We start from the raw sequence: 24,987 nt of genomic DNA, 5'->3' as shown, positions 1-24,987 counted from the left end.
ATACGCAACAAGGGGTGTCGGTTGACCACCACGTCGAGCTTGATCTCCACCCTTCCCGGCCGCTCCTACACCGATCCCGACCTGTTCGCCGAGGAGCAGGCCAAGATCTTCGAGGACATGTGGTTCTGCGCCGTACGGGCTGGTGACCTGCCGGGGCCGGGCGCGTTCCGTACCGTCCAGGTGGGCGCGGAGAGCGTGATCGTGGTCCGCGGGCGCGACGGGCGGCTGCGTGCCTTCCTCAACGTCTGCCGCCACCGCGGCGCCCGGCTGTGCATGGAGGAGCAGGGCGAGGTCAGACGGACGATCAGGTGCGCCTACCACGCCTGGTCCTACGACCTGGACGGCCGGCTCGCCGCCGCGCCCAACCTGGCGAAGATGCCCGACGTCGACCGCGTCGAGTACGGCCTGGTCCCGGTGCACCTGCGCGAATGGCTCGGGTACGCGTGGGTGTGCCTGACCGGCGAGCCGCCCTCCTTCGAGGACACCGTCACGTACGCGGCCACCGAGCGCCTCGGCGACCCCGCGGCCATCGAGAACTACCAGGTCGACCGGCTCGCCCTGGGCCGCCGGATCGTCTACGACGTCAAGGCCAACTGGAAGCTCGTCGTCGAGAACTTCATGGAGTGCTACCACTGCGCCACGATCCACCCCGAGCTGGTGGCCGTGCTGCCCGAGTTCGCCGGCGGGTACGCCGCCCAGTACTACGTGGGCCACGGAGCCGAGTTCGCCGAGCGCGCCGAGGGCTTCACCGTGGACGGCGGCGCGGGCTTCGGCCGGCTCCCCGACCTGGCGCCGGAGCAGGACCGCCGCTACTACGCGATCACGATCAAGCCGCAGGTGTTCGTCAATCTGGTGCCCGACCACGTGATCCTGCACCGCATGTTCCCCATGGCCGCCGACCGCACGGTGATCGAGTGCGACTGGCTCTACCACCCCGACGTGGTGGCCTCCGGCGCCGATCTGTCGTCGTCGGTCGAGCTGTTCCACCGGGTCAACGAGCAGGACTTCGACGCCTGCGAGCGCACCCAGCTCGGCATGGGCTCACGCGCCTACCGGGCGGGCGGGGTGCTGGTGCCGAGCGAGCACCACATCTCGGCCTTCCATCAGTGGGTGAACCAGCGCCTGCGCGGATAGCGCACCCGCAGGCCGCCGTACTTGGCCTGGCCGCTCACCACCACGTAGAGCGTGCCGGGCCGCCGTCTGCCCGGTACGTCGGAGACGGAGGTCTGGCCCCACTCGGTGTGGAAGGCGTCCACGTTCACCACGGCGCCCTCGGGCACGATGATCTTCGCGGAACCGTACGTGAGGTCGAGTTCGAGGTCGACGACCGGGTGGGGGATGACGGCCTGGGACAGGTCGAGCTCGGCGCTGCCGTACTTGGAGGAGACCCGCAGCCGCCGGGGGACGGCCCAGTCGCCCGAGCGGCGTACGTGGCCGCTCTTGGACTCCAGCTCGACCACGTCGTCGGCCGGGGGCGCCTCGGCGGGCAGATCGGTCAGGCGGCCGAGCAGGTCGCCGTAGGTCTTCGAGGTGAGCGCCAGCTCAAGCCGGTCTTCGAGCTCGGGGCGCGTGAGGCGGCCTTCGGCGAAGGCCCGCTGGAGCTGTCCTGTCGCACGCTCCCGGTCCTCGTCGGAGACCCGCATCTGCATTTCCGGCATGTCTAGAGCATAGGTTCGAAGCGGTCAGAACGGGAGGCGTCGCCCCGAAGGGGTCCGCAGATCGAGGTGGGAGTGCTGACGCCCCCGCCGGGGCCTGCGCACGATCTGAAGTCTCTTCACACCCCGTAGATACCCAGCAATTTGTCGGGAAGTCCTCAAGCGGAGGTAGCGTGAGCCTGATGTCGGCTGAGCCTTTCGCGCACCCGGCCCTCTTCTACCGAGGCGACCGGGAGTACGTGGCTGCCACCACGGCTTTCGTACGCGAGGGGCTGGCCGCGGGCGAGCCCGTCGCGGTGGCGGTGCCCGCGGGGAACCTCGCCAGGATCGAGGCCGGGCTCGGCGCGGACGCCGCGCGGGTGACCCTGCTCGACATGGGCGTGGCGGGCCGCAACCCCGGGCGCATCATCCCCGCCGTGCTGCGGGAGGTCGCCGACCGGCATCCCGACCGGCACGTACGGATCATCGGCGAGCCCGTCTGGCCGGGGCGCTCGGAGACCGAGTACCCGGCCTGCGCCCAGCACGAGGCACTGATCAACCTGTCGTTCACCGGCCGCCGCGTCACCATCCTGTGCCCGTACGACCTGGAGGGGCTCAAGCCCGAGGTGCTGCGCGAGGCCGAGCGCACCCACCCGGTGCTGCGCGACGCCACCGGCGAGCGGGCCAGCCCCCACTACGCGCCCGGCCTGGTCGTCGAGGCGCACAACCGGCCGTTCGGCGAGCCCGCGGGGGGCGTCGCGCTGCGCTTCGACCGCACCAACCTGTCGGCGCCCCGCGACCTGGCCGCCGAGCGGGGCGGCTCGGCGGGCCTGGCCGGCGACCGGCTCGACGACCTCCGCCTCGTGGTGGCCGAGCTCGGCGCCAACAGCCTCGACCACGGCGGCGGCGCCGGCCTGATCCGGGTCTGGACCGAGGACACGCGGCTGGTCTGCGAGGTCGCCGACACCGGTCACATCACCGACCCGCTGGCCGGGCGCAGGCCCGTCGAGGCCCACCGGTTCGGCTCGCGCGGCCTGCTCATCGTCAACCTGCTCAGCGACCTCGTACGCGTCCACACCCGCGCCGGCGCGACCACGATCCGCGTGTATTTCGACCTGCCGCCCTCACTGGTGTAGACATCGGAGGGTGATCCGCCTCCGGCCCATGCGGGCGCGCGACGTGGGCGAGTCCCATCGCACCGCCACCAACCTCGAACTCTTCTTCGACCTGTGTTTCGTGGTCGCGGTCTCGTTCGCCGGCTCCCAGCTCCACCACGCGCTCAGCGAAGGGCACGTGGCCCAGGGCGTCCTGGGGTATCTGACCACGTTCTTCGCCATCTGGTGGGCGTGGATGAACTACACCTGGTTCTCCTCCGCCTACGACAACGACGACTGGCTGTTCCGGCTGACCACGCTCGTGCAGATCTCGGGTGTGCTGGTGCTGGCCGCCGGGGTGCCCAGGGCGTTCCAGGACCACGACTTCCGGGTGGTCTACGCCGGATACCTGATCATGCGCCTGGCCATGGCCGCCCACTGGCTGCGGGCGGCCTCCGCCGACCGGCCAGGACGGCGTACGGCCGTCCGCTACGCCGTCGGGATCTGCGTCGCGCAGGCCGGCTGGATCCTGCTGCTGGTCGCGCCGGGGGAGTGGTACCTGGCCGCGTTCGCGCTCGGCGTCGTGCTGGAGCTCTCGGTGCCCGTCTGGGCCGAGCACGGCAGCCCGACCGCCTGGCACCCCCACCACATCGCCGAGCGGTACGGCCTGTTCACGATCATCATGATGGGCGAGAACGTGCTGGCCGCGACGGTCGCCGTCCAGGCCGAGGCGCGCGGCGTCGGCCTGGGGCCCGAGCTGATCGTCCTGGCCCTGGGCGCGCTGGTGATCGCGTTCGCCATGTGGTGGCTCTACTTCGACTCGCCCACCGCCGAGATCCTCGACTCCAGCAGGCGCGCCATCCTCTGGGGGTACGGCCACTACGCCATCTTCGCGGCCGTCGGCGCCTTCAGCGCGGGCGTCGAAGTGAACATCGACCACATCTCGGGCACGGCCCACCTGCCGTCCACGGGCGTGGCGCTGGCCGTGTCGGTGCCCGTCGCCGTGTTCCTGTTCATGGTGTGGGCGCTGCACGTGCGGCCCCACCGCTACGGCGTGGCCGACGACGTGGCGTTCCTGGGCGCGGCCCTGCTCGTGCTGCTGTCGGCGCTCACGCCGGCGCCGATCCCGCTGACGGCCGTCGTCCTGGTCGCGCTGGTGGCCGTGACCGGCGTGACCAGGCCGCGGGACTAACGCTCGACCTCCGCCATGCTCGCGTAGCGGTCCCCGCGGACGGCGTCCGGCGGCACGGCCCTGGCCAGCGCGTCGAGCTGGTCGACGGTCAGCGTGACGTCGGCCGCCGCGGCGTTCTCCTCCAGGTACGTCAGGCGCTTGGTCCCGGGGATCGGCACGACGTCGTCGCCCTGGGCGAGCAGCCAGGCCAGCGAGAGCTGCGCGGCGGTGATGCCGGCCGCCTCGGCGATCCTGCGCACCTCGGCCACCAGGGCGGCGTTGTGCTCGGCGTTCGCGCCGGACATCCGGGGCATGTGCTTGCGGAAGTCGTCGTCCGGGAGCTGGTCGGCGCTCGGCAACGTGCCGCCGAGCAGGCCGCGGCTGATCGGCGAGTAGGCCACCAGCGCGGTGCCCACCTGCCTGGCCGCGGGCAGGATCTCGGCCTCCAGGCCGCGGGTGAACAGCGAGTACTCGCTCTGCAGCGCGGCGATCGGGTGGACGGCGGCGGCCCTGCGCAGCGTGTCCGCGCTCACCTCCGAGAGGCCGAGGTGGCCCACCTTGCCCTGCTCGACCAGCTCGGCCATGGCGCCGACCGACTCCTCGATCGGCACGTCGGGGTTGCGGCGGTGCATGTAGTAGAGGTCGATGTGGTCCACGCCGAGGCGGCGGAGGGAGGCGTCGCAGGCGGCCCTGATGTACTCGGGGCTGTTCTCGACCGTACGGGAGCCTTCCTGGCGGTTGATGCCGAACTTGGTCGCCAGCACGACCTCGTCGCGGCGGTCCTTGACGGCCCGGCCGACCAGCTCCTCGTTGCGCCCCATTCCATATATGTCGGCTGTGTCTAGAAAATTCATGCCAAGGTCGAGGGCGCGGTGGATGACCGCGATCGACTCTTTTTCGTCGCCTTCGCCGTAGAACTCTGACATGCCCATGCAGCCCAGGCCGAGGGCCGAGACCTGCGGGCCGCCGGTTCCGAGAACACGCTTGTTCATACCCGTCCCTTGTAGACGTCGATCTTGTAGTCGAGGACCTTCATGTCCTGACTGAGCTCGGCGATCCTGGCCCGTACGCGCTCGCGGTGCAGCTCCAGCATGGCCAGGCGCTCGCCGGAGGTGTGCTCGCCCATCCGGCGCAGCTCCGCGTAGCGGCACATGTCCGCGATGGGCATGCCGGTGGTCCTGAGCTTGGTGAGGAAATCCAGCCACTGGAGATCCTCCTCCGCGTAGTCCCGATGCCCGCTGTGGTTGCGGCCGACCGAGTGGATGAGCCCAATACGCTCGTAGTAGCGCAATGTGTGGGCGCTGAGGCCCGAACGCTGGGCGGCCTCTTGGATCGTCATGCATCCAGGTTCACCCTTTGAGTGCACTCGAAGTCAAATCAGCGTGCAGTCAGCTGTAGCCACCCTGAGGGGGCAAGCCCTACCCAGGGTCATCTTTTCCCAGGTCGTGAGCACGACCCCGGAGTCCCGCGACCAAGGTATTAGGGGATGAGTCAGGGCTCGCTGGGGCTCATCTCCGATGTTGGTAAAAGCCGTGTTCCGCGAGCTTTAAGGCATGAGGGGATTGCTTGTCAGTGGATTCGCGGCCATCGGCACCGGGACCGGCGCCATGCTCACCTTGCACGCCGAATCGGGCCTCGACCCGTTGCACAGCGTCATCAGCGAGTACGCCTTCCAGGCGTCCGGATGGCTGCTGCCGACGTCGCTGACGCTGTTCGCCGTGGGCTCCGGGATGATCGCCGAGGCGCTGCGCCGTTCCGGGGCGAACCGCTGGGTTGTCGCGCTGCTGCTGGCGTGGGGGGCGAGCATGTTCCTGATCGGGGCGTTCCCGACCGACCGTCCGGGTGTGCCGCTCTCGCTGTCCGGAGGCATCCACCGGTACGCCGCCTTCGCCGCCTTCCTGGTGATGCCCGCCGCGGGCTTCCTGCTGGCCAAGGCCAGGATCCGGTACGCCAGGTCGATGCGCGTGCTGAGCGGGATCGCCCTCGGCGCCCTGCTGCTGGTCGTGGTCCCGTACGTGGTGCGCATGTTCGGCATCCCCCTGAGCAACGACGACATCCCGGCGGGCCTGACGCAGCGGGTCGTGGTCGTGACCGAGCTGGGGGTGCTGGCGCTGGCGGGCCTGTCGATGCTCAGGCCGGCGGCGCGGCGGGTGTCGGCCGTACTGGCCTGACGGGCGCCGGCCGGTGGGTCGTCGGGCAGGGGCGGGATGATCTTCCCGCCCCTTTCGCGTGAGAACGGTCCGCTCCTGGTAAGAGGACAGGCACCTGACCTCGGCCAAGGAGTTGTGAAGATGAGCATTTTGATCGCCTACGACGGTTCGGACGACGCCAAGGCCGCCATCGCCTTCGCCGGACGGGCCGTGCAGGACAGGTCGGCCGTCGTGCTGACCGTCTGGGAGCGGTTGGCGATGACCTCGGCCCGGGCCTCGGCCGGGCTGATGATGACCCTCGACAACACCGCCGCCGAGGACGAGGCGATCGGCCAGGCGATGACCGAGCTGGCCGGGCACGGCGCCGAGCTGGCCCGCGAGGCCGGACTTGACGCCACGCCCCGGTGCGACCTGGACTCGGTGGCGGTGTGGTCGACCATCGTGGACGTGGCCGACGAGATCGACGCCACGCTCATCGTGACGGGGACGCGGGGGCTGGGCGGGGTGCGGTCGTTGTTGCTGGGCAGCACGTCGGACCGGGTCCTGCATCATGCCCGCCGTCCGGTGCTGGTGGTCCCGGGGCCGGAGGCGATCTCGCGGGCCTCCTGACGGCCGCCGCGTCGTCCGGCTGCTCGGGGGCGCGGGGCGGGAATGTCCGTGGGATGCGGCAGAGCGGGGGCTGCGGGGCGGGAACGGCGGGCTTGCCTGACGGGTCTCCCGACCCCACGATGGGATCCGTCATCGGCGACGCCGCTGACCGGGGGTGTCCGTCACGGGGCCCGCGTGGTGGGCGTTGGGCGGGGGCGTTTCTGGTGGGTGGGTGTGGCTGAGGGGCTGGCGCGGCGGCTCGGGACCGGTGACGCGGTCGTGGTCGGGCTGAGCGCGATGATCGGCGCCGGCGTGTTCGCCGCCTTCGCCCCGGCCGCCGCCGCGGCGGGAGCCTGGCTGCTCGCCGCGCTCGCGCTGGCCGCCGTCGTGGCCTACTGCAACGCCACGTCCTCGGCCCGCCTGGCCGCCCTCTACCCCGAGTCCGGCGGCACGTACGTCTACGGCAGGCGGCGGCTCGGCCCGCTGTGGGGCTACCTGGCGGGCTGGGGCTTCACGATCGGCAAGACGGCCTCGTGCGCCGCGATGGCCCTCACCTTCGGCGCGTACGTCGCCCCCGGCGCGGCCAGGCCCCTGGCCGTCGCGGCGGTCGTCGCGCTCACCCTGCTCAACCTCTACGGCGTCCAGCGTTCGGCCACGGTCGCCCGGGTGATCGTCGTGCTCGTTCTCGCCGTGCTGGCGGCGGTGATCGCCGCCGGGCTGACCGGCGAGAGCACGCCGCCCGTGGCGCCGGGTGTGCTCGCCGGGCCCGGACTGTGGGGGGTGCTCCAGGGCGCCGGGCTGCTGTTCTTCGCCTTCGCCGGGTACGCCAGGATCGCCACGCTGGGCGAGGAAGTACGTGATCCGTCCCGGTCCATCCCGCGGGCGATCGGCATCGCGCTGAGCGTCACGCTCGTCGTCTACACGCTGATCGCCGTGGCCGCGCTGCGTACGCTGGGGCCGTCCGGGCTGGCCGGGTCCAGGGCGCCGCTCGCGGACGTCGCGCGCCGGGCCGGGGTCGAGTGGCTGGTCCCGGTCGTGGGGGTGGGGGCGGCGGTGGCCTCGCTCGGGGCGCTGCTCGCGCTGCTGCTCGGCGTCTCGCGTACGGTGCTGGCGATGGCCCGGGAGCGTGACCTGCCGGGGGCGCTGGCGGCGGTCGACCCGGTGCGCCGGGTCCCGCGGCGGGCCGAGGCGGCGGTCGGGGCCGCGGTGGTCGTGCTGCTGCTGGTGGCCGACCTGCGTGGCGCGATCGGGTTCTCGTCGTTCGGGGTGCTGGTCTACTACGCGATCGCCAACGCCTGCGCGCTGACGCTCTCGCGGGCCGAGGGCGCCCCGGTCAAGGCCGTTCCGCTGTTCGGGCTGGTCCTGTGCCTGGTGCTGGCGTTCACGTTGCCGCCCGCCTCCGTGGTCGCGGGCGCGGCCGTGTTCACCGCCGGTCTGATCGCCTGGGCGGTACGCCGTCGCCGCCGCGCGTGATCGTGCCGCCGGGGCCCGGTGGCGTAGACTGGCGGCGATTCCCTTCGGAGATGGCCCGGGCGTGCCGACGAAAGCGCCCTCCTCGTGAACGTCCGCGTTAGGAACCTCCGCCCGGCCGCATGAGCGGGATCCGGGTGCGTACCCCCAGAGAGCTCCGGGCCCAGCGGCGGCGCAGGCGGCCCCGATGCCTCGGCCACCTCACCGTCGCCCCCCTGTGGCCCATGTACGGCGTCAACCTCGGCACCCTGCTGCGCACCTGCGACGCCGCCGGAGCGTGCATGGCCGTGCCGCGACTGCCCTGGGTGCCCGACGCGCTGGCCAAGGGGAACACCCTGCGGGCCGGGGCGTGCGTGCACTGGGTGAACCCGCTGCCCTGGCTGGCCTCGCGGCGCGACCGCGTGCTGGGCGTCGAACTGGCCGAGAACGCCATCAGGCTGGCCGACCTGCCGATGGCCCGCGAGCCGACCGTCGTCGTGCTCGGCCACGAGGCCACCGGCATCCCCGCCGAGGCGCGCGGCCTGCTCGACGCCGTGGTCGAGATCCCGATGATCGGCACCGGGGCCAGCCTCAACGTGGCCGTGGCCGGATCGCTGGTGCTTTACAAGCTCGCCGGACTGGCCTGAGAACGGTACGATCCCAGGTATGACGACCAGCCCGGTGATGATGACCCCGTAGGGGGTTTCACCGGCGACGTCCACTTGAGGCCCTGCGATCCGGGGCCTCTCGTCGTGTTCGGGCCCCTTCTGGAGGCGACCGATGTACATCACGACGACCATCCCCTACGTCAACGCCCGCCCGCACCTCGGCCAGGCGCTGGAGCTCGTCCAGGCCGACGTGCTGGCCCGGCATCACCGGCGGCGCGGCGACCCCGTACGGTTCCAGACCGGGACCGACGACAACTCGCTCAAGAACGTGCTGGCGGCCGAGGCGGAAGGGGTGCCCGTACGGGAGCTGGTGGACCGGAACGCGGCCGCCTTCGAGGGGCTGCGCGGGCCGCTGGACCTGTCCTTCGACGCCTTCATCAGGACGAGCAGCCACCCCGGCCACCGGGCCGGGGTCGAGCGCATCTGGAAGGCCGTCGAACGCGACCTCTACCAGCGGCACTACGAAGGGCTCTACTGCGTCGGCTGCGAGCAGTTCTACCCCGAGGGCCTCTGTACGGAAGGGCACGAGGCGCCGCTGCAGGTCGTGTCGGAGCGTAACTGGTTCTTCCGGCTCTCCCGTTACCAGGACGCCCTGCTCGACCTGATCCGCGGCGGCGGCCTGCGCATCGAGCCCGCGGCCCGGCGCAACGAGGTGCTGGCGTTCGTCGAGGCGGGCCTTGAGGACATCAGCGTCTCCCGGTCCGCGGCCCGTGCCCGCGGCTGGGGCATCCCGGTGCCGGGGGATCCCACCCAGGTCGTGTACGTGTGGTGGGACGCGCTGGCCAACTACATCACGGCCTTGGAGGGCGACGACCACCAGCGCTGGTGGGTGGCCGAGCCGCACAAGGTCCATCTGCTCGGCAAGGGGGTGATCCGCTTCCACGCGGTCTACTGGCCGGCGATGTTGCTGGCCGCGGGCGAGCCGCTGCCCTCGGAGATCTTCGTGCACGACTACCTCACCGCGGACGGCCGCAAGATCAGCAAGTCGTCCGGGACGGCCGCCGATCCGGTGGCGCTGGTGGACGCGTACGGCGTGGACGCCGTGCGGTGGTGGCTGCTGCGCGAGGTGCCGCGCGTGGGCGACGCCGACTTCACCGAGGAACGCCTGATCGCCAGGGCCGACACGGACCTGGCCAACGGCGTGGGCAACCTGGTCAACCGGGTGGTCACCATGGTCCACCGCTTCCTGGACGGGCACGTCCCGGACGCCTGCGCGGAGTTCGGGCCGGGGGACGTGCACGGGGCGCTGCGGGACTTCGACTTCCGCCGGGCCGCCGGGGCGGTGTGGCGGCTGGTGGAGGAGGCGAACAAGTACGTCGAGACCGTCCGGCCGTGGCAGCAGGGGGCCCGGGAGCGGGAGGCGTCGCTGGGCGTGCTGGTGGCGGCGTGCCGGACGCTGGCCGTGGAACTGGAGCCGTTCCTGCCGACGGCGGCGGGGCGCGTGGCGGCGGCGGCGGCGGGGGAGCGGCTGCCGCGACCCGAGCCGCTGTTCCCACGACTGACCCGCTGACTCTGGTGTGCCCGCCGCTCCGCTGACCCGGTGCGTGGTGCGGACACGCCGGGGTGATCTCGTCACGAATGGTTGACGGTGCGGCAGGGGCGGCCTAGGTTGGGCGCACTTCCCGACCAGTCGGTATGGAGGCTCCCATGCCCACCGTCAACACCGTCCGCGGCCCGGTCGACGTCGGCGAACTCGGCCAGACGCTGATGCACGAGCACGTGTTCGTCGTGGCCACCGAGCACCTGGACAACTACGGCAAAGGCGCCTGGTGGGACGAGGAGTTCCGGGTCGCCGACGCGATCGCCAAGCTCGGCGCGGTGGCGGCCAAGGGCGTACGCACGATCGTCGACCCGACGGTGTGGGGGCTGGGCCGCTACATCCCACGCGTCCAGCGCGTGGCCGCCGGGGTGCCCGACCTCAACATCATCGTCGCCACGGGCATCTACGCCTTCGAGGAACTGCCCCACCAGTACGAGCACCGCGGCCCCGGCCTGTTCATCGACGTGCCGGACCCGATGATCGACGACTTCGTCAGGGATCTCACCGAGGGCATCGCCGACACCGGGGTGAAGGCCGCGTTCCTCAAGTGCGTGGTGGAGCACAAGGGCCTGACGCCGGGTGTCGAGCGCATCTGCCGGGCCGTCGCGCGGGCACACGTACGGACCGGGGCGCCGATCACCGTACACACGAACTCCTTCACCCAGAGCGGGCTGCTCGCGCTCGACCTGTTCGCCAAGGAAGGGGTGAACCTGGAGAAGGTGGTCATCGGGCACGCCGGCGACAGCAACGATCTCGACTACCTGATGCGCCTGGCCGACACCGGCGCGACGCTGGGGATGGACCGCTTCGGGCTCGACGTCTACAACCCGACCGAGCAGCGCGTGGCCACGATCGCGGCCCTGTGCGGGCGCGGATACGCCGACCGGATGGTCCTCAGCCACGACGCGGCCTGCTTCATGGACTACTTCGGCGGCGCATGGGACGAGGCCAGGGGCACGCTCGCGCCGAACTGGCGCTACGATCACATTCACGATGACGTTTTGGCCGCACTGCTCGCCTCTGGTGTGACCGACGACCAGATTGAGCAGATGCTGGTGTTCAACCCGAGTCGCTACTTCTCGTAAAGTGGTCGGGAAGTGACGGCAAACGGGAAGCGACGCGGGTAGGTGGAGCTGGGTGACTTCGGAGCAGGCCTTGTCGATCAGCCTCGGACTCCAGGGACCCTGCGTCATCGCACGGCTGACAGGGGATTTCGACTTCGGGTCCGCGGCCGAGGTTCGCGACCGTGTCACGAAGGCGCTCGACCTCACCCAGCCGCCGCTCCTCGTCATCGACATGCAGGCCGTCAGCGTCTGTGACTCCTCCGGCCTGTCCGTCCTGGTCTACCTGCACAAGGCCGTCACCGCCTCCGGCGGCAAGCTGCTGCTGTCCGGGCTCAACGGCCGGTGCAAGCATCTGTTCGCGATCACCGCGCTGGACAAGTTCTTCGACATCCGCAGCACGGCCGAGCTGGCCATCGCGGAACTCAACGAAGCCGGGAGTTCACCGCCGTTCAGCGGGTAGTGCCGGAACATGTCGGCTGCAGAGCCCGACCTGCTCGGTCTGTACCTGAAGCAGATCGGAAAAACTCCCCTGCTCTCCGCCGCGGACGAAGTCGACCTCGCCCGGCGGATCGAGGCAGGACTGTACGCGGGACACCTGATCGAGCGCGGCGCGGACACATCGGAGCTCCAGCTCGTCGTACGTGACGGGCGGCGTGCCAAGGACAAGCTGATCAGGTCCAACCTCCGCCAGGCCATCGAGCGCGGCATCCACGACAAGAGCCGTACCGTACGGCTGCCCATCCACGTGGCCGAGGAGTTGTCGCGGCTGCTCAGGATCGGGCGGCAGCTCGCCGCCGACCTGGGCCGCGAGCCGACGGACGGCGAGCTCGCCGCGTCGGCCGAGCTGTCCCGCGCCCAGGTCGCCGCGTTACGCCGGGCCGGCCAGGAGATGATCAGCCTGGACATCCCGGTCGGCGAGCTCGGAGAGGGCCGCATCGGCGACATGATCGCCGACGAGGACGGCCTGGAGGTGCAGGAACTCACCGAGCGCCGCGCCATGAGCGCCGACGTCCAGCACGTGGTCACGTCGCTGCCGCCGCGCGAGGCGTTCGTCATCAGGCTCCGGTACGGGCTCACCGGGCAGCAGGCGCAGAGCTACACCGAGATCGCGGCCCGGCTCGGGCTCACCAGGGAACGCATCAGGCAACTGGAACGGCAGGCCCTGAAACGCCTCCGCCAGGATGGCCCTCTACTGGCGTGGGCGTCCTGACACCCTGCCGTCGCTCAGAGGCCGCGTGCGCGCAGTGAACGGGGACCGAGCTCGTGCCCGGCCCCCTTCTCGGGTCTTGGCGGCTCAGGAGGTGACGAGGAGCGCAACCCCGATCAGCACCGCAACCGGGACGAGCCACATGACGGCCTCGACAGCGAACTCCTTGTACATCGCGCAAGTCTCCCTCGAAACGCCCAAGTGGGGCACTGCTAAACGTCACTGCGCAGCATAGCCGCCCCAACCCCCAACCCGATCCACCCGCGCACGCCGGCCTTCCCGCGACGCCGCCGGTGCCGTGGGCCGGGGTTCGGGGTCAGGGACGTTGCTGGGCGAGGCGTTTGACGAGGCCCGCCAGCGACTCGTCGGCCATCAGGGCGGGCAGGCGCGGGGCGTCCTCGTCGATCTGGCGCAGTACGGCAGGCTGGTCGCCGTTGAAACGGCTCCACGCCCGGACCACCTCCGGCATCGCGGCCACCGCCGCGTCCGACAGGATCGCCTCCCTGGGCAGCCACGACGTCAGGAACTGGCTGACCCGCGCCGGACTCCACCACAACGGACGTTCCCCCACGAACTCCGCAAGCCTCTCGAACGCCTCCCGCGCCCCCGGCACATCAGGCAGATCATGGAAATCGGCCGGCGTGCCGTCGGGCGCCTGCCGTACGAGCCCGGGCACGGCGAGGGCCCGGGCGATGGCCAGCGGCCGGACGGCGGGCAGCGTGTCGGCCACCTGCGCCCCCATGATCCGGTCACCCAGCTCGAACGCGTCCAGCACCCGCCCCGCCACCACCCCGGGCTCGGCCGGACCCAACCCCAGGTCGTCGAGGAACTTGACCTCCTCGACCACGGCGTCCACGGCGAGGCCGCCGTTGGGCTGGTCGATGCCGACGACGAGGATGTGAGGTTCCTTGCCGTTCTCGTACCGGAAGGACAGGACGGCCAAGGTCTGCTCGCCGTACGGGTCGGCCTTGCCGTACCAGGCTTCTTCGCAGGTCACCCGGCCCATACGGTCGACCCATCCGGGCAGGCCGAGGCCCGTGCCGGGCACCTCCACCCCCAGAACCCGCCCGCCGGCCGCCGTGTCGCCCGCCTCGAACGACCCACGCCCCTCGGACGGCTCCTGATCCTCGGACGGTTCGCGATCCTCGTCCAGGAGAGAGCCCGTTGCCGCCCGGTCGGTGATGTCGACCGCGGCCAGGGCGGCGAGGGTGAGACGCGACTCGGCGCTGCCGTCCGCGGCCAGTTCGCGCAAGAAAGGCTCCACCTCGCCGGGCTCCAGACCGGCGGCGAGCCGGGCCGCCCAGAGCTCGGTCCGCAGCGGCGAACGCCACCTGAGCAGGTCGCGGGCTTGGGCGACCGCCGTGGAAAACGCAGTTGTGCTCACCCTCCGACCGTATCGCCCCACCCACCGGCAACGCCCCCACCCAAGGGCCGGTGCCCTGGGCCGGTTAGTTCAACGAGCGGGCCGGTACGGCTCAGCCAGCCGGCCGAGCCGACTTGGCCTGTCTGAGCGGCGGCCCGGTCCGGGTTGGCCTGTGTGAGCGGCGGCCCGGCCCCGGGTTGGCCTGTCTGAGCGGTGGGCCGGGTTGGCCCACCGCTCAGTCGTTGGCGAGGTCAGCGGTTGTCGCCGCCGAGGCCGGCCTTGCGGAGGGCTTCGGCCATCGCGCCCATGGGAGCCGGACGGTCCTGGCGACGCTGCCCGCCGCGCTGGCCGTCACCGCGGCCCTGGCCGCGACCGCCGTCACGGCCACCGTCACGGCCGTCCCCACGACCGCCGTCGCCGCGACCGCCCTGACCGCCCTGACCACCCTGACCACGACCGCCACCGTTCCGGCCGCCGTCGCCCCGGCCGCCGTCACGACCGTCACCGCGGCCGCTGCCGTCGCGGCCGGCTTCGGCGCGGGGAGCGCCCCCACGGTTGCCGTTGCCGCCGCGGCCCTCGTTGCCCGCACCCTCGGCGCGGTTGCCGGACTTGCGGGGCGGGCGGCCCTCCTGGGACGGTTGGGTGACGTCGTCCTCCAGGCGCAGGGTCAGGGAGATGCGCTTGCGGGGGATGTCCACGTCGAGAACCTTGACGCGGACGATGTCACCCGGCTTGACCACGTCGCGCGGGTCCTTGACGAAGTTGTGGGACATGGCCGACACGTGCACCAGGCCGTCCTGGTGGACGCCGATGTCGATGAACGCCCCGAAGGCGGCCACGTTGGTGACCACGCCCTCCAGGATCATCCCGGCCACCAGGTCGGAGATCTTCTCCACGCCCTCCTTGAACGCGGCCGTCTTGAACGCCGGACGCGGGTCGCGGCCGGGCTTCTCCAGCTCGCGCAGGATGTCGGTGACGGTCGGCAGGCCGAAGGTGTCGTCGGTGAAGTCCTGCGGGCGGAGCGTGTGCAGGGCGGAGGTGTTCCCGATCAGCGTCTTCAGGTCGGTCTGGACCGACCCGAGGATGCGCCGGACCACCGGGTAGGCCTCCGGGTGCACGCTGGAGGCGTCGAGCGGGTCGTCGCCGCCCGGGATGCGCAGGAAGCCGGCACACTGCTCGAACGCCTTGGGCCCGAGCCGGGAGACGTCCTTGAGCGCCGTACGGCTCCGGAACGGCCCGTTGGCGTCGCGGTGGCGGACGATGCTCTCGGCCAGCGTCGAGCCGATGCCCGACACGCGCGTGAGCAGGGGCGCCGAAGCCGTGTTGACGTCGACCCCGACCGCGTTGACACAGTCTTCGACGACCGCGTCGAGCGAGCGCGAGAGCTTGGACTCGGCCAGGTCGTGCTGGTATTGGCCGACGCCGATCGACTTGGGGTCGATCTTGACCAGCTCGGCCAGCGGGTCCTGCAACCGGCGGGCGATGGAGACCGCGCCGCGCAGCGACACGTCGAGCTCGGGCAGCTCCTGGGAGGCGTAGGCCGAGGCCGAGTAGACCGACGCGCCCGCCTCCGACACCACGATCTTGGTGATCGACGGCATGAGCTTGACCAGGTCGCCGGCCAGCTTGTCGGTCTCGCGCGAGGCGGTGCCGTTGCCGATGGCGATCAGCTCGACGTCGTGCTTCTGGGCCAGCGCGCCGAGCACGGCCAGCGACTGGTCCCACTGGCGCTTGGGCTCGTGGGGGTAGATGGTGGCGGTCTCGACGACCTTGCCCGTGGCGTCGACCACGGCCACCTTCACGCCGGTGCGCAGGCCGGGGTCGAGACCCATGGTCGAGCGGGTGCCGGCCGGGGCGGCGAGCAGCAGGTCGGCCAGGTTGGCGGCGAACACGCGCACCGCTTCGTCCTCGGCCGCCTGCCACAGGCGCATCCGCAGGTCGATGCCGAGATGGACGAGGATGCGCGTGCGCCAGGCCCACCGCACGGTCTCGGACAGCCAGCTGTCGGCCGGACGCCCCTTGTCGGAGATGGCGAACCGGGCGCCGATGCGCAGCTCGTAGTCGGCGGTCTCGTCGGGCTCCAGCGCGACGCTGAGGACCTCCTCCTTCTCGCCCCTGAACATCGCCAGGATGCGGTGGGAGGGCAGCTTCGTGAACGGCTCGGTGAACTCGAAGTAGTCGGAGAACTTCGCCCCCGCCTCCTGCTTGCCCTCGCGCACCTTCGACACCAGGCGGCCCCGGCTCCACAGCCGCTCGCGCAGGTCGCCGATGAGGTCGGCGTCCTCGGCGAAGCGTTCGATCAGGATCGCCCTGGCGCCTTCGAGGGCCGCGCCGGTGTCGGCCACGCCTTCGGTGACGAACTCCGCGGCGACCGTGGCCGGGTGGAGGGTCGGGTCGCCGAGCAGCTTGTCGGCCAGCGGCTCAAGGCCCAGCTCACGGGCGATCTGCGCCTTGGTACGCCGCTTGGGCTTGTAGGGCAGGTAGATGTCTTCGAGCCTGGCCTTGGTCTCGGCCGCCATGATCTGCGCGCGCAGCTCGTCGTCGAGCTTGCCCTGAGACTCGATCGACTCCAGGATCGCCGACCTGCGGTCGTCGAGCTCGCGCAGGTAGCGCAGCCGCTCCTCAAGCGTGCGGAGCTGCGCGTCGTCGAGGGCGCCGGTGACCTCCTTGCGGTAGCGCGCGATGAACGGCACGGTGGCGCCGCCGTCGAGCAGCTCGACCGCCGCCTGCACCTGCCCGTCGCGCACGTCGAGCTCTGCCGCGATCCGCTGGTGAATAGAGAGCACTTGCCTGCCTTTCGATGGTCCCGCCGGTCAATTGTGCAGGACGACGCCGTCCTTCATGACCAGAGTGCGCCGAGGGTGAACGACCACTGCCTCTCCTGGGCCGCTCGCGGGCACCACGACGAGGTCGGCGCGGTCGCCCGGAGCGAGGCCGTAGTCGGGCAGCCCGAGGGCCAGCGCGCCGCCCACGGTCGCGGCCTCCAGCGCGAGCTCGATGTCCTCGTCGGCGCGGAACGCGCTGCGGTAGGCGAGGTGCATCGCGCGCTCCAGCATGTCGCCCGAGCCGTAGGGGCCCCACAGGTCGCGGATGCCGTCGTGGCCGCAGGCGACGGTGACGCCGGCCGCGCGCAGCTTCTTGACCGGCGGCACCGGGTAGCTGTAGACGGCGGCGGTCGCGATGGCCACGCCCGCGTCGGCGAACCCCTGGATCAGGCGGTCCTGGGCGGCCTCGCCGAGCTCGCCCAGCGCGTAGGCGTGGCTGACCGTCACCCGGCCGCCGAGGCCCAGCGCCCTGGTGCGCTCGGTGATCAGCTCCAGCTCCCAGCCGCCCAGCGAGCCGCCGTCGTGGAGGTGGATGTCGAGGCGCGCGCCGAGCCGGTCGGCCAGGCCGAAGATCAGGTCGAGGTGGCGCACGGGATCGCGGTCGACGCCGGCCGGGTCGAGGCCCCCGATCGCCTCGACGCCGCTTCTGAGTGCCTCGGCCAGCAGGTCGGCGGTGCCGGGGTTGGTGAGCACACCGTGTTGCGGGAAGGCGACCTGCCGCACGTCGACGGGGGAGCGGGCGGCGGCCTCGCGCACGGCCTCCACGCCCCGCAGGCCCACGACGGGGTCGATGTCGGTGTGGGTGCGCACGTGGGTGGTGCCGGCCTCGCTCATCCGGGCCAGCAGCGCGACGGCGCGCTCGACGCTCGGCACCCCCAGCTCGGCGCGGCGGCCCAGGTCGTTGGCGATGCGGCCGGCGAGCGAGTCGTCGGCGGAGTGGGGGACCCACGGGCCGCCGTAGAGGGTCTTGTCGAGATGGCAGTGGGCGTCGACGAGGCCGGGCAGGACGAGCTGCCCGGAGACGTCGTGGACGACGGCGCCGGGCGCGTCGAGCGCCGCGCCGACCCGGTGGACGCGGCCGTCGCGGACGAGCAGGTCGGCGGTGAACGCGAGCCCCCAGGGCCGCCCGCCGCGGATCAGCACGTCGGTCATGGCAAGCACCCTAGACGGCGCCACCGACGATTTCCGTGCCCGCGAGTGTGACGGGCCCGAACCCGTACCGCCCGTCCACGGAACGGCGCCCCCGGCCCGGAGCGGGTCGGCCGGGTCAGTCGGGGCGGTTGGCGAAGAGTTCGAGGTGGTGACAGTGGCGGCAGCGGTAGGCGTCGATCTCCCACTTGGGACGTCCCATCAGCCGCGCCCCGCCGAAGATCCCGCGCTGCAGGGCCCCTTCGACCCATCGGGCATACCCGCGGGCGTGCTCCCCCTGGTCCGCTATGAACCCGGGTTCGAGCGCCTCCTCGCCGCAATGCGTGCACCGTAAGTTGTCCATGCCGCAGAGCCTAGATCTCCGCGAGGTGCGCGACGTTGGCGACGTCGGCGGGATCGGTGCTGGGCCGCCCGCCGAACCAGGCGTCGAGGATCTCGCCGAGCACGACGTCCGAGGTCAGGCGGAGGCTGAGGGCCAGGACGTTGGCGTCGTTCCATGTGCGGGCCCCGTCGGCGGTGTAGGCGTCGACGCAGAGCGCGGCCCGTACGCCCGGCACCTTGTTGGCCGCGATCGAGGCGCCGGTGCCCGTCCAGCAGCAGACCACCGCCTGGTCGGCCAGGCCGTCGGCGACGTCTCTGGCGGCCCGCTCGCAGGCCCACGCCCAGTCGTCGCGTTCGCCGTCGTCGAGGGCGCCGTGGGTCAGTACGTCGTGACCGCGCCCACGCAGCTCGGACACGACCCGTACGGCCACCCCGTCCTTGCTGTCCGCCGCTACCGAAATCCGCATGAGCCCATCTCTACCAGCAATCCGGTGGCGGGTGCGGGGATCGAACCCGCCTGGAGCGGCTTATGAAACCGCCGGGCACACCAGCGCCCCCACCCGCCTGGAACGTCGTCCAGGCCCGGGGGCCGCGGCCTCAGAGGCGGGGACCCCCGGACGGGTGCGGCACGCGCATTCGCCGGTTGACCATGGAACGAGCATGCCGCCCGCGCCGCCGGTCCGGCAACGCATTTTTCAGAGGTACCGGGCGCGCATGCGCTCGCAGAGGTCGTCCGACAGCTTCGTCATCAGCCTGGCCAGCTCGGCCCGCTCCGATTCCGGCCAGTCGGACAGCGTCTCCTCGAACCACTCGGTGGTGACCTGGCGGCACCTGCCCGCCACCTCGGTCCCCTCCTCGGTGAGCGCGATGCGCCAGGCCCGCCGGTCGTCGGCGTCGCGTACGCGCTCGACCAGCCCGCGCTGCTCCAGGGCCGCGACGTGCCTGGTCACGTGCGGGCTCTCGACCTGCAGCCCTTCGGCGATCACGCCGACCCTGCGCGGCTCGCCGGCGTCCAGCAGGTGGACGAGGATCTGCACGTCGGGCCGGTCCAGCCGGACTCCGGCCGCCTGGGTGAGCCGTTCGTGGGTCTTGGCGCGGTTGAGAGTGATGATCAACTTCCGGAACGCCGACACCGTCTTGTTGAGATCTTCGCCCATCTGTTTGCTTACCTAACTTACGTATGTATCATCGTTGCTCGGTTACTTACCTAAGTTATCTAAAGGAGCCGACATGGCGACAGCCGTCGCGTCCGCGGCGCGTGAGACGTCGATGCGCAACCCCTGGCCCACCGTGGTCTCACTGGCGTTCGCGGCCTCCATCGCCGCCCTCCAGAACACCGCGGTGGTCCCGTTGCTTCCCGTGCTGCAGCGCGAGCTGCACGCCTCTCTCTCGGCCGTGAGCTGGACGCTCACCATCAGCCTGCTGGTCGCCGCGGTCGCCACGCCGCTGCTGTCACGCTTCGGCGACATGTACGGCAGGCGCCCGATGATCCTCGGCGCGCTGGCCCTGCTGGTGGCGGGCTCGGTCATGGCGGCGCTGGCCACGTCGCTGACCTGGTTGATCGTCGCCCGGATCCTCCAGGGGGCGGTGGCCGCGCTGGTCCCGCTGTCGATCGGCGTGGTCCGGGACATGTTGCCCAGGCAGCAGCTCGCCACCGGCATCGGCGTGCTGAGCGCGACGATGGGGTTCGGCAGCGGCGGCGGCATGATCCTGGCCGGGCTGGCCGCCGGCGACTACCACCTGGTGTTCTGGATCACCGGCGGGATCTCCCTGGTGGCGGTCGTGATCGTGGCCTTCCTGGTCCGCGACGTCGCGCCCGCGGGCAAGGGCCGTCCCGACTTCGCCGGGGCCGTACTGCTGACCGCCTGGCTCGTGGCGCTGCTGCTGGCGATCAGCGAGGGCGGCTCGTGGGGCTGGACGTCGCCCGGCGTGCTCGGCCTGTTCACCGCGGCCGTCGTGCTGGCCGCGGTCTGGGTGCTGGTCGAACGCAAGGTGGCCGAGCCGCTGGTGGCGATGTCGATGTTGCTGCACAGGGGCACGGTCGGCGCGACCGTCTCCTCGATGCTGCTCGGCTTCTCGTTCTTCACGATGCTGACCGGCATGTCGCAGTTCGCCCAGGTCCCGGTGGCGACCGGCTACGGCTTCGGCGCCTCGACACTCCAGGTCGGGCTCTTCCTGCTGCCGAGCACCCTGTTCATGCTGGTCATCTCGCTGTTCGCGGGGCGGATCATGCGCCGGTTCGCGGCCTCGTACATGGTGGCCACGGGCGCGGCGGTGACCGGGCTGTCGGGAGCGTGGCTGGCCGTCGAGCACGGCACCCCGGCCACCCTGTACGTGGCCTCCTCCCTCATGGGCGTCGGCCTCGGCGTCGGCTACGCCGCCCTGGGCACGATGGCCGTCGAGCACGTCGAGCCGTCCAAGACCGCGCTGGCCGCGGGCGTCAACGCGCTGGTGCGGATCGTCGGCGGCAGCGTGGCGGGCGCGGCCATCGCCGCGATCCTGGCCGCGCGGCCCGGCGTCCTGGGGTTCCAGTGGGTGTTCGGCACCGCCGCGGTGGCCGGGCTGTTCGCGGCGGTGTTCGCGGCGGTCTACGGACGGCTGAACAGCAGGGTCGTCACAGCGCCTTCAGCCCACTGATCACTTCCAGCAGCACCTTGGCGTCCGGCGCCGGCGGCGGCAGCTCGACCTGTACGAGTTGCCGCGCGTGCAGGTCGCCGACGAGCACCCTGACCACGCCGATGGGCAGGTTCAGCTCGGCGGCCACGTCCACCAGCCGGGTGGGCCTGGTGCACTTCTGCATGATGATCAGATGCTCGGGCCCGAGCCCGACCGGCGGCGTCAGCCCACCGGCGGTGACGATGACCGCGATGAGGTCGATGGCCTCGCTCGCGGGCACCGTACGGCCCCTGGTCAGCAGGTAGGCGGGGACGATCGGACCGGCGTCCTCGTCCAGCCAGCGCTCGTCACTCACTTGGCACCACCCGCATCACAGGACGGGCGGGCTCCTTCACGTCGGCCTCCGGTTCCGGATCGGCCACGTGCTCAGCCGGGATCAACACGATCGCGGTGGTCCCTCCATATGGTGAACCGCGTAGCGTCACGCGGATGTCATGCCTGGCGGCCAGGCGGGAGACGACGAAAAGCCCCAGCTTGTCGCTGTCGGCCAGGTCGAACTCGGGTGGGCTGGCCAGCCGCTCGTTGAGTTCGGCCAGCTCCTGGGGGCTCATCCCGAGCCCGCGGTCCTCGACCTCGAAGGCGAAGCCGCGGGCCGTCTCCTCGCCGCGCACGATGACCTGCGTGTGCGGGGGCGAGTAGACGGTCGCGTTCTCGATGAGCTCGGCGACCAGGTGGATCATGTCGCCGACCACGGGCCCGGCCAGGCGCTGGCCGGACATCGGCTCGACGGTGACCCGGCGGTAGTCCTCCACCTCGGCCGTCGCGCCGCGGGCCACGTCGAGCAGCGGCACCGGCTTGCTCCAGCCGCGGCCCGGGGTGGCGCCGGACAGGATGATCAGGCCCTCGGCGTGGCGGCGCATGCGGGTGGTCAGGTGGTCGAGGCGGAACAGGTCGTCCAGGGCCTCGGGGTCGGTCGCGCGGTGCTGCATGTCCTCCAGCTGGATGCGCTGGCGGTGCAGCAGCGCCTGCGAACGCCTGGCGAGGTTGCGGAAGACGTGCCCGACGCCCTCGCTGAGCTGCGCCTGGCCGATCGCGGCCTCGACGGCGGTCTGCTGGACGGTGGAGAACGCCTGGCCGACGTCGCCGATCTCGACCGTGCTGGTCGCCACCGACAACTCCGGCATCTCGACCGTCTCGCCCTTGCGCAGCTTGGCCACGACGTGCGGCAGCCGTTCCTGGGCCACCTCCAGCGCGGCGAGCCTTAGCGCGCCCAGTTCCTTCGACAGCCGGTTGCCCATCCGCAGCGAGAACACGATCGACACGATGACCAGCAGGAAACACGTACCGGCCAGGATGAACGCCCGCGACAGCACCTGGTCGGCCACGGGGTCGGCGCGCGAGTTGAGCAGCGTGCCGGCCCGCATGAGCGACTCCCCGAACGTCTGGGACATCGCCTCGGTCGTGGACAGCCAGCCGCGCGGCGGCGCGGCGCCGGCGATGATCCGGTCCTCCATCAGCCGCATGTGCTGGTAGGCGGGGGAGGTGACGAGCGAGACCTGCGTGTCGCGCATGCTCGGGTCCAGCTCGCCGAGCCCCTGGTCGATCAGGAAGCGCCGGTTGCCCACGATCTGGGCGAACTGCCGGCGCTCGGCCGCCGTGACGGGCCCGAGCGCGATGGACTGCTCTCTGGTCAGCAGCTCCTTGGCGTAGCCCAGCTCGATGATCACGCGGGACTGCTCGTAGATCGGGATGTCGTCGATCAGCGCGACGCGCCGGTGCAGGCCGTAGAGGGCGTCGATCACGGTGTTGTACGCCTCGCCGGCGAGCAGACGGTCGGACAGGCCGTCGTCGATCTCACCCCGGATCGCGTCGAGCCTGTCGAGCTGCGTGTACACCGCGTCCACCTGCGTACGGATCTCTTCCGATCGGTCCTTGGAGATGCTGGAGAGCTTTCTGAACGCGTCCCTGGCGGCGTCGGTGCGGATGCGCTGGTCTGCCACGTCCTTCTGGGAGGAGGCCCGGCGCAGCAGCTTGGCCGAGGTGAGACGCTCGTCCTGGAGCTCGCTGATCAACGTGTACGCCGGATGGCGGAGGTTCGTCCAGAGTGTCTTGTACTGACGCAGCTCCAGGCTCTCGCCGGCGGTGACGGCGGTGATGACCCCCCACAACACGACCATGGAGGTCAGGGGCACGAGTAGTAGTCCGATGATCTTCATGCGGATCGTCCGGCTACGACCCATGGCACCTCACTCCGGTCGGTCCCCTGCTGGCAACCCCGGACGGGACAAGCCCAGAGGATAGCAATTCGATCACCCAATTGCCCAATTTTTCGGGACTTTTGGACATCTGTCAGTGATCTTGCAGTAGGTTTCCCCCAAATCGGTTACAGAGGGAGATGCGTTGCGCCGTCGTCTCGTAGCGGCCGCCGCGCTGGTGCTCCTGTCGGCCTGTTCGGCATCCCCGCAGGACCCGGGCGCCCCCGAGCCCTCCCGTTCCCCGGCTGCCGAGTCGGCCTTCGTGTACGCGCAGAACCTCGACGTCATCTCCGACTGGGACCCCGCGAGCTCCTACTCCAACGAGATCATCGCCTTCCAGAACGTCTACGAGACCCTCACCTACTGGAACCCGTTCACCAAGAAGTCGACCCCCCGCCTGGCCACGTCCTGGCGCTCGACTCCCGACGGCCGCACCTGGACGTTCACCCTGCGCGAGGGCGCGACGTTCCACACCGGCAGGCCGGTGGACGCGGCGGCGGTCAAGGCGTCGATCGAGCGCACGATGAAGACCCACGCGGGCGCGTCCTACATCTGGGACGCCGTCTCCTCCATCAGGGCCGAGGACCCGAGCACGGTCACGTTCGCCCTGAAGTACGCCGTGCCGCTCGACCTGATCGCCTCCTCCGGCTACGCCGCCTACGTCTACGACACGCAGGCGGCGCCGGACCTGCGCTCCTGGCTCGGGAAGGGCAGGGACGCGGGGTCGGGGCCGTACACGGTGGCGGCCTGGAGTCCGGGGCAGGAGGAGGAGCTGACGCTCAAGGCGTACCCCCGATACTGGGGCGGCTGGGACAAGCCGCACTACAGCATCGTCAAGTACCGCGTCGTGCCCGACCCCGACCGGTCGTGGCGGATGCTGGCGCGCGGCGAGGTGAGCTTCGTGGACCGGCTCGACCCCCGCCTGTTCGCCAGGGCCGCGGTCACGCCGGGGGTGCGTACCAGCGAGCGGGACTCGTACCAGACCGCGTTGATGTTGTTCAACACCGCGAGCGGCCCGATGAAGGACGTACGGGTGCGTCGCGCGGTGCAGAAGGCCGTCGACTACCGCGGCCTGCTCAGGGCGCTCAGGGGAGCGGGCACGCCGGCCAGCGGCGTCGTCCCCGAAGGGCTGCTCGGCCACGTCCCGGGCCGCCCGCCCCGGCAGGACCTGGCCGGCGCGGCGCGGCTGCTGACCCGCGCCGGGTACGGGCCCGGCGGCCGGCCGCTGCGGCTGCGGCTGACCTACGCCCAGGGCGACAGCGACCAGCGGCTGCTGGCCAACAACCTGGAGGCGGTGCTGAGGCCGCTGAACGTCACGCTCGACGCCCGCGCCATGTCCTGGAACGCTCAATGGCAGCAGGGCAGGAAACGCGGCCAGGACATCTTCGTCATGTACTGGTGGCCCGACTACGCCGACGGCTACTCATGGTTCGGCAACGTCTTCCGCAGCGGCAACCCGCCCGTGTTCAACCTGTCCTACCTGCGCGACAGGACACTGGACGAACTGCTCGAGGGGCTGCCCGAGCTGAGCGTGACCGACAAGGAGGCGGCGCAGGCGGCGTACGAGCAGGCCACCGGGCGGGTGCTCGACGTACGGGCCGCCGCGGCGTTGCCCTGGGTGGTGAAGTACCAGAGGGCCTACCTCGGCGGCGTCCAGGGCTACGACGACAACCCGGCCTACCCCGACGTGGTCTTCGCCTACGACCTGCGGCCCTCCGGCTGATCCGGATCGGCGGCGGACGCCTCGACACGCTCCCGCAACCGGGTCCTGATCTCCTCCGGCGTGTACGCGCGGCGGCGGCGTTCGGCCCGCGCGATCACCACCCCGGTCGCCGCGACTCCCGCGATTCCCGCCAGACCGAGCATCTTCCACCAGCGCATGTGCCTAGGCTA

25 protein-coding genes and 1 tRNA gene are annotated in these 24,987 nt (G+C 71.3%); 13 read left to right on the top strand and 13 right to left on the bottom strand.

The features are described 5' to 3' along the window. Positions 1–21: 21 nt before the first annotated feature. Complete coding sequence (locus tag DMB42_RS22295; protein WP_125636937.1) at positions 22–1,134, top strand: SRPBCC family protein; 1,113 nt, start codon at positions 22–24, stop codon at positions 1,132–1,134. On the opposite strand, the gene DMB42_RS22290 is transcribed toward DMB42_RS22295, so the two are convergent. Then, entirely contained in the window at positions 1,104–1,658 is a 555-nt protein-coding gene (locus tag DMB42_RS22290; protein ID WP_260477855.1) for a DUF1707 domain-containing protein, read from the bottom strand. The two genes, DMB42_RS22295 and DMB42_RS22290, sit on opposite strands and share 31 nt — an antisense overlap. Before the next feature lie 179 nt (positions 1,659–1,837). Between DMB42_RS22290 and DMB42_RS22285 the strand changes: the two genes are divergently transcribed. Then, the gene (locus DMB42_RS22285) at positions 1,838–2,770 is read left to right on the top strand and encodes an anti-sigma factor RsbA family regulatory protein (protein ID WP_125636936.1); all 933 of its coding nucleotides are present in this window, start codon (positions 1,838–1,840) and stop codon (positions 2,768–2,770) included. A gap of 10 nt (positions 2,771–2,780) precedes the next feature. Continuing rightward, complete coding sequence (locus DMB42_RS22280; protein WP_221762290.1) at positions 2,781–3,920, top strand: low temperature requirement protein A; 1,140 nt, start codon at positions 2,781–2,783, stop codon at positions 3,918–3,920. On the opposite strand, the gene DMB42_RS22275 is transcribed toward DMB42_RS22280, so the two are convergent. Together DMB42_RS22275 and DMB42_RS22270 are read right to left on the bottom strand one after the other, a co-directional pair. Beyond that, entirely contained in the window at positions 3,917–4,891 is a 975-nt protein-coding gene (locus DMB42_RS22275; protein WP_125636935.1) for an aldo/keto reductase, read from the bottom strand. The genes DMB42_RS22280 and DMB42_RS22275 overlap by 4 nt on opposite strands. Further along, complete coding sequence (locus DMB42_RS22270) at positions 4,888–5,238, bottom strand: MerR family transcriptional regulator (RefSeq protein WP_125636934.1); 351 nt, start codon at positions 5,236–5,238, stop codon at positions 4,888–4,890. Before DMB42_RS22270 ends, DMB42_RS22275 begins: the two co-directional genes overlap by 4 nt. Before the next feature lie 214 nt (positions 5,239–5,452). Here DMB42_RS22270 and DMB42_RS22265 point away from each other — a divergent pair, with 214 nt between their 5' ends. From DMB42_RS22265 to DMB42_RS22230, 8 genes are all read left to right on the top strand, one after another. Further along, entirely contained in the window at positions 5,453–6,070 is a 618-nt protein-coding gene (locus DMB42_RS22265; RefSeq protein ID WP_125636933.1) for a DUF998 domain-containing protein, read from the top strand. 120 nt (positions 6,071–6,190) lie between these two features. Continuing rightward, positions 6,191–6,658: a universal stress protein gene (locus DMB42_RS22260; protein WP_125636932.1), complete on the top strand. Its 468-nt coding sequence runs from the start codon at positions 6,191–6,193 to the stop codon at positions 6,656–6,658. Positions 6,659–6,871: 213 nt separating this feature from the next. After that, entirely contained in the window at positions 6,872–8,110 is a 1,239-nt protein-coding gene (locus DMB42_RS22255) for an APC family permease (protein WP_260477854.1), read from the top strand. A gap of 134 nt (positions 8,111–8,244) precedes the next feature. Continuing rightward, positions 8,245–8,733: a TrmH family RNA methyltransferase gene (locus DMB42_RS22250; RefSeq protein WP_260477853.1), complete on the top strand. Its 489-nt coding sequence runs from the start codon at positions 8,245–8,247 to the stop codon at positions 8,731–8,733. A 133-nt stretch (positions 8,734–8,866) separates the two neighbouring features. Then, positions 8,867–10,264 (top strand): methionine--tRNA ligase, encoded by a 1,398-nt coding sequence (gene metG, locus DMB42_RS22245; protein ID WP_125636929.1) that lies wholly within the window; start codon positions 8,867–8,869, stop codon positions 10,262–10,264. A 137-nt stretch (positions 10,265–10,401) separates the two neighbouring features. Next, complete coding sequence (locus tag DMB42_RS22240; protein ID WP_125636928.1) at positions 10,402–11,379, top strand: phosphotriesterase; 978 nt, start codon at positions 10,402–10,404, stop codon at positions 11,377–11,379. A 52-nt stretch (positions 11,380–11,431) separates the two neighbouring features. Then, positions 11,432–11,818, top strand: coding sequence for an STAS domain-containing protein (locus DMB42_RS22235; protein WP_125636927.1), 387 nt, complete (start codon positions 11,432–11,434; stop codon positions 11,816–11,818). A 9-nt stretch (positions 11,819–11,827) separates the two neighbouring features. After that, complete coding sequence (locus DMB42_RS22230; RefSeq protein WP_125636926.1) at positions 11,828–12,568, top strand: RNA polymerase sigma factor RpoD/SigA; 741 nt, start codon at positions 11,828–11,830, stop codon at positions 12,566–12,568. 313 nt (positions 12,569–12,881) lie between these two features. On the opposite strand, the gene DMB42_RS22225 is transcribed toward DMB42_RS22230, so the two are convergent. From DMB42_RS22225 to DMB42_RS22200, 7 genes are all read right to left on the bottom strand, one after another. Next, complete coding sequence (locus tag DMB42_RS22225; protein ID WP_125636925.1) at positions 12,882–13,949, bottom strand: hypothetical protein; 1,068 nt, start codon at positions 13,947–13,949, stop codon at positions 12,882–12,884. A 230-nt stretch (positions 13,950–14,179) separates the two neighbouring features. Next, complete coding sequence (locus tag DMB42_RS22220) at positions 14,180–16,714, bottom strand: Tex family protein (RefSeq protein WP_125636924.1); 2,535 nt, start codon at positions 16,712–16,714, stop codon at positions 14,180–14,182. 27 nt (positions 16,715–16,741) lie between these two features. Next, entirely contained in the window at positions 16,742–17,905 is a 1,164-nt protein-coding gene (locus DMB42_RS22215; RefSeq protein ID WP_125636923.1) for an amidohydrolase, read from the bottom strand. 115 nt (positions 17,906–18,020) lie between these two features. Continuing rightward, complete coding sequence (locus DMB42_RS22210) at positions 18,021–18,245, bottom strand: hypothetical protein (protein WP_125636922.1); 225 nt, start codon at positions 18,243–18,245, stop codon at positions 18,021–18,023. Positions 18,246–18,255: 10 nt separating this feature from the next. Next, on the bottom strand, positions 18,256–18,690 hold the full coding sequence (locus DMB42_RS22205; protein WP_125636921.1) for an RpiB/LacA/LacB family sugar-phosphate isomerase: 435 nt from the start codon (positions 18,688–18,690) through the stop codon (positions 18,256–18,258). A gap of 25 nt (positions 18,691–18,715) precedes the next feature. Then, a tRNA-Met gene (locus DMB42_RS53355) sits at positions 18,716–18,788 on the bottom strand. A gap of 130 nt (positions 18,789–18,918) precedes the next feature. Then, positions 18,919–19,380, bottom strand: a complete 462-nt coding sequence (locus tag DMB42_RS22200) for a MarR family winged helix-turn-helix transcriptional regulator (RefSeq protein WP_125636920.1) — start codon at positions 19,378–19,380, stop codon at positions 18,919–18,921. Positions 19,381–19,453: 73 nt separating this feature from the next. Between DMB42_RS22200 and DMB42_RS22195 the strand changes: the two genes are divergently transcribed. Continuing rightward, entirely contained in the window at positions 19,454–20,860 is a 1,407-nt protein-coding gene (locus DMB42_RS22195; RefSeq protein WP_260477852.1) for an MFS transporter, read from the top strand. Here the strand turns inward: DMB42_RS22195 and DMB42_RS22190 are convergent. Continuing rightward, on the bottom strand, positions 20,838–21,194 hold the full coding sequence (locus DMB42_RS22190; protein WP_125636919.1) for a DUF742 domain-containing protein: 357 nt from the start codon (positions 21,192–21,194) through the stop codon (positions 20,838–20,840). The two genes, DMB42_RS22195 and DMB42_RS22190, sit on opposite strands and share 23 nt — an antisense overlap. Continuing rightward, positions 21,187–23,079, bottom strand: coding sequence for a nitrate- and nitrite sensing domain-containing protein (locus DMB42_RS22185; RefSeq protein ID WP_260477851.1), 1,893 nt, complete (start codon positions 23,077–23,079; stop codon positions 21,187–21,189). The genes DMB42_RS22190 and DMB42_RS22185 overlap by 8 nt, the downstream gene beginning before the upstream one ends. Before the next feature lie 160 nt (positions 23,080–23,239). Between DMB42_RS22185 and DMB42_RS22180 the strand changes: the two genes are divergently transcribed. Then, positions 23,240–24,817: an ABC transporter substrate-binding protein gene (locus DMB42_RS22180; protein WP_125636918.1), complete on the top strand. Its 1,578-nt coding sequence runs from the start codon at positions 23,240–23,242 to the stop codon at positions 24,815–24,817. Here DMB42_RS22180 and DMB42_RS22175 read toward each other — a convergent pair. Beyond that, positions 24,793–24,975, bottom strand: a complete 183-nt coding sequence (locus DMB42_RS22175; protein ID WP_125636917.1) for a hypothetical protein — start codon at positions 24,973–24,975, stop codon at positions 24,793–24,795. The two genes, DMB42_RS22180 and DMB42_RS22175, sit on opposite strands and share 25 nt — an antisense overlap. Positions 24,976–24,987: the final 12 nt, after the last annotated feature.

Source organism: Nonomuraea sp. WAC 01424 (assembly GCF_003947315.1).
Classification (GTDB): Bacteria; Actinomycetota; Actinomycetes; order Streptosporangiales; family Streptosporangiaceae; genus Nonomuraea; species Nonomuraea spiralis.
The sequence above is the reverse complement of the archived record's forward strand: the minus strand, read 5'-3'. Positions and strand labels throughout refer to the sequence as shown.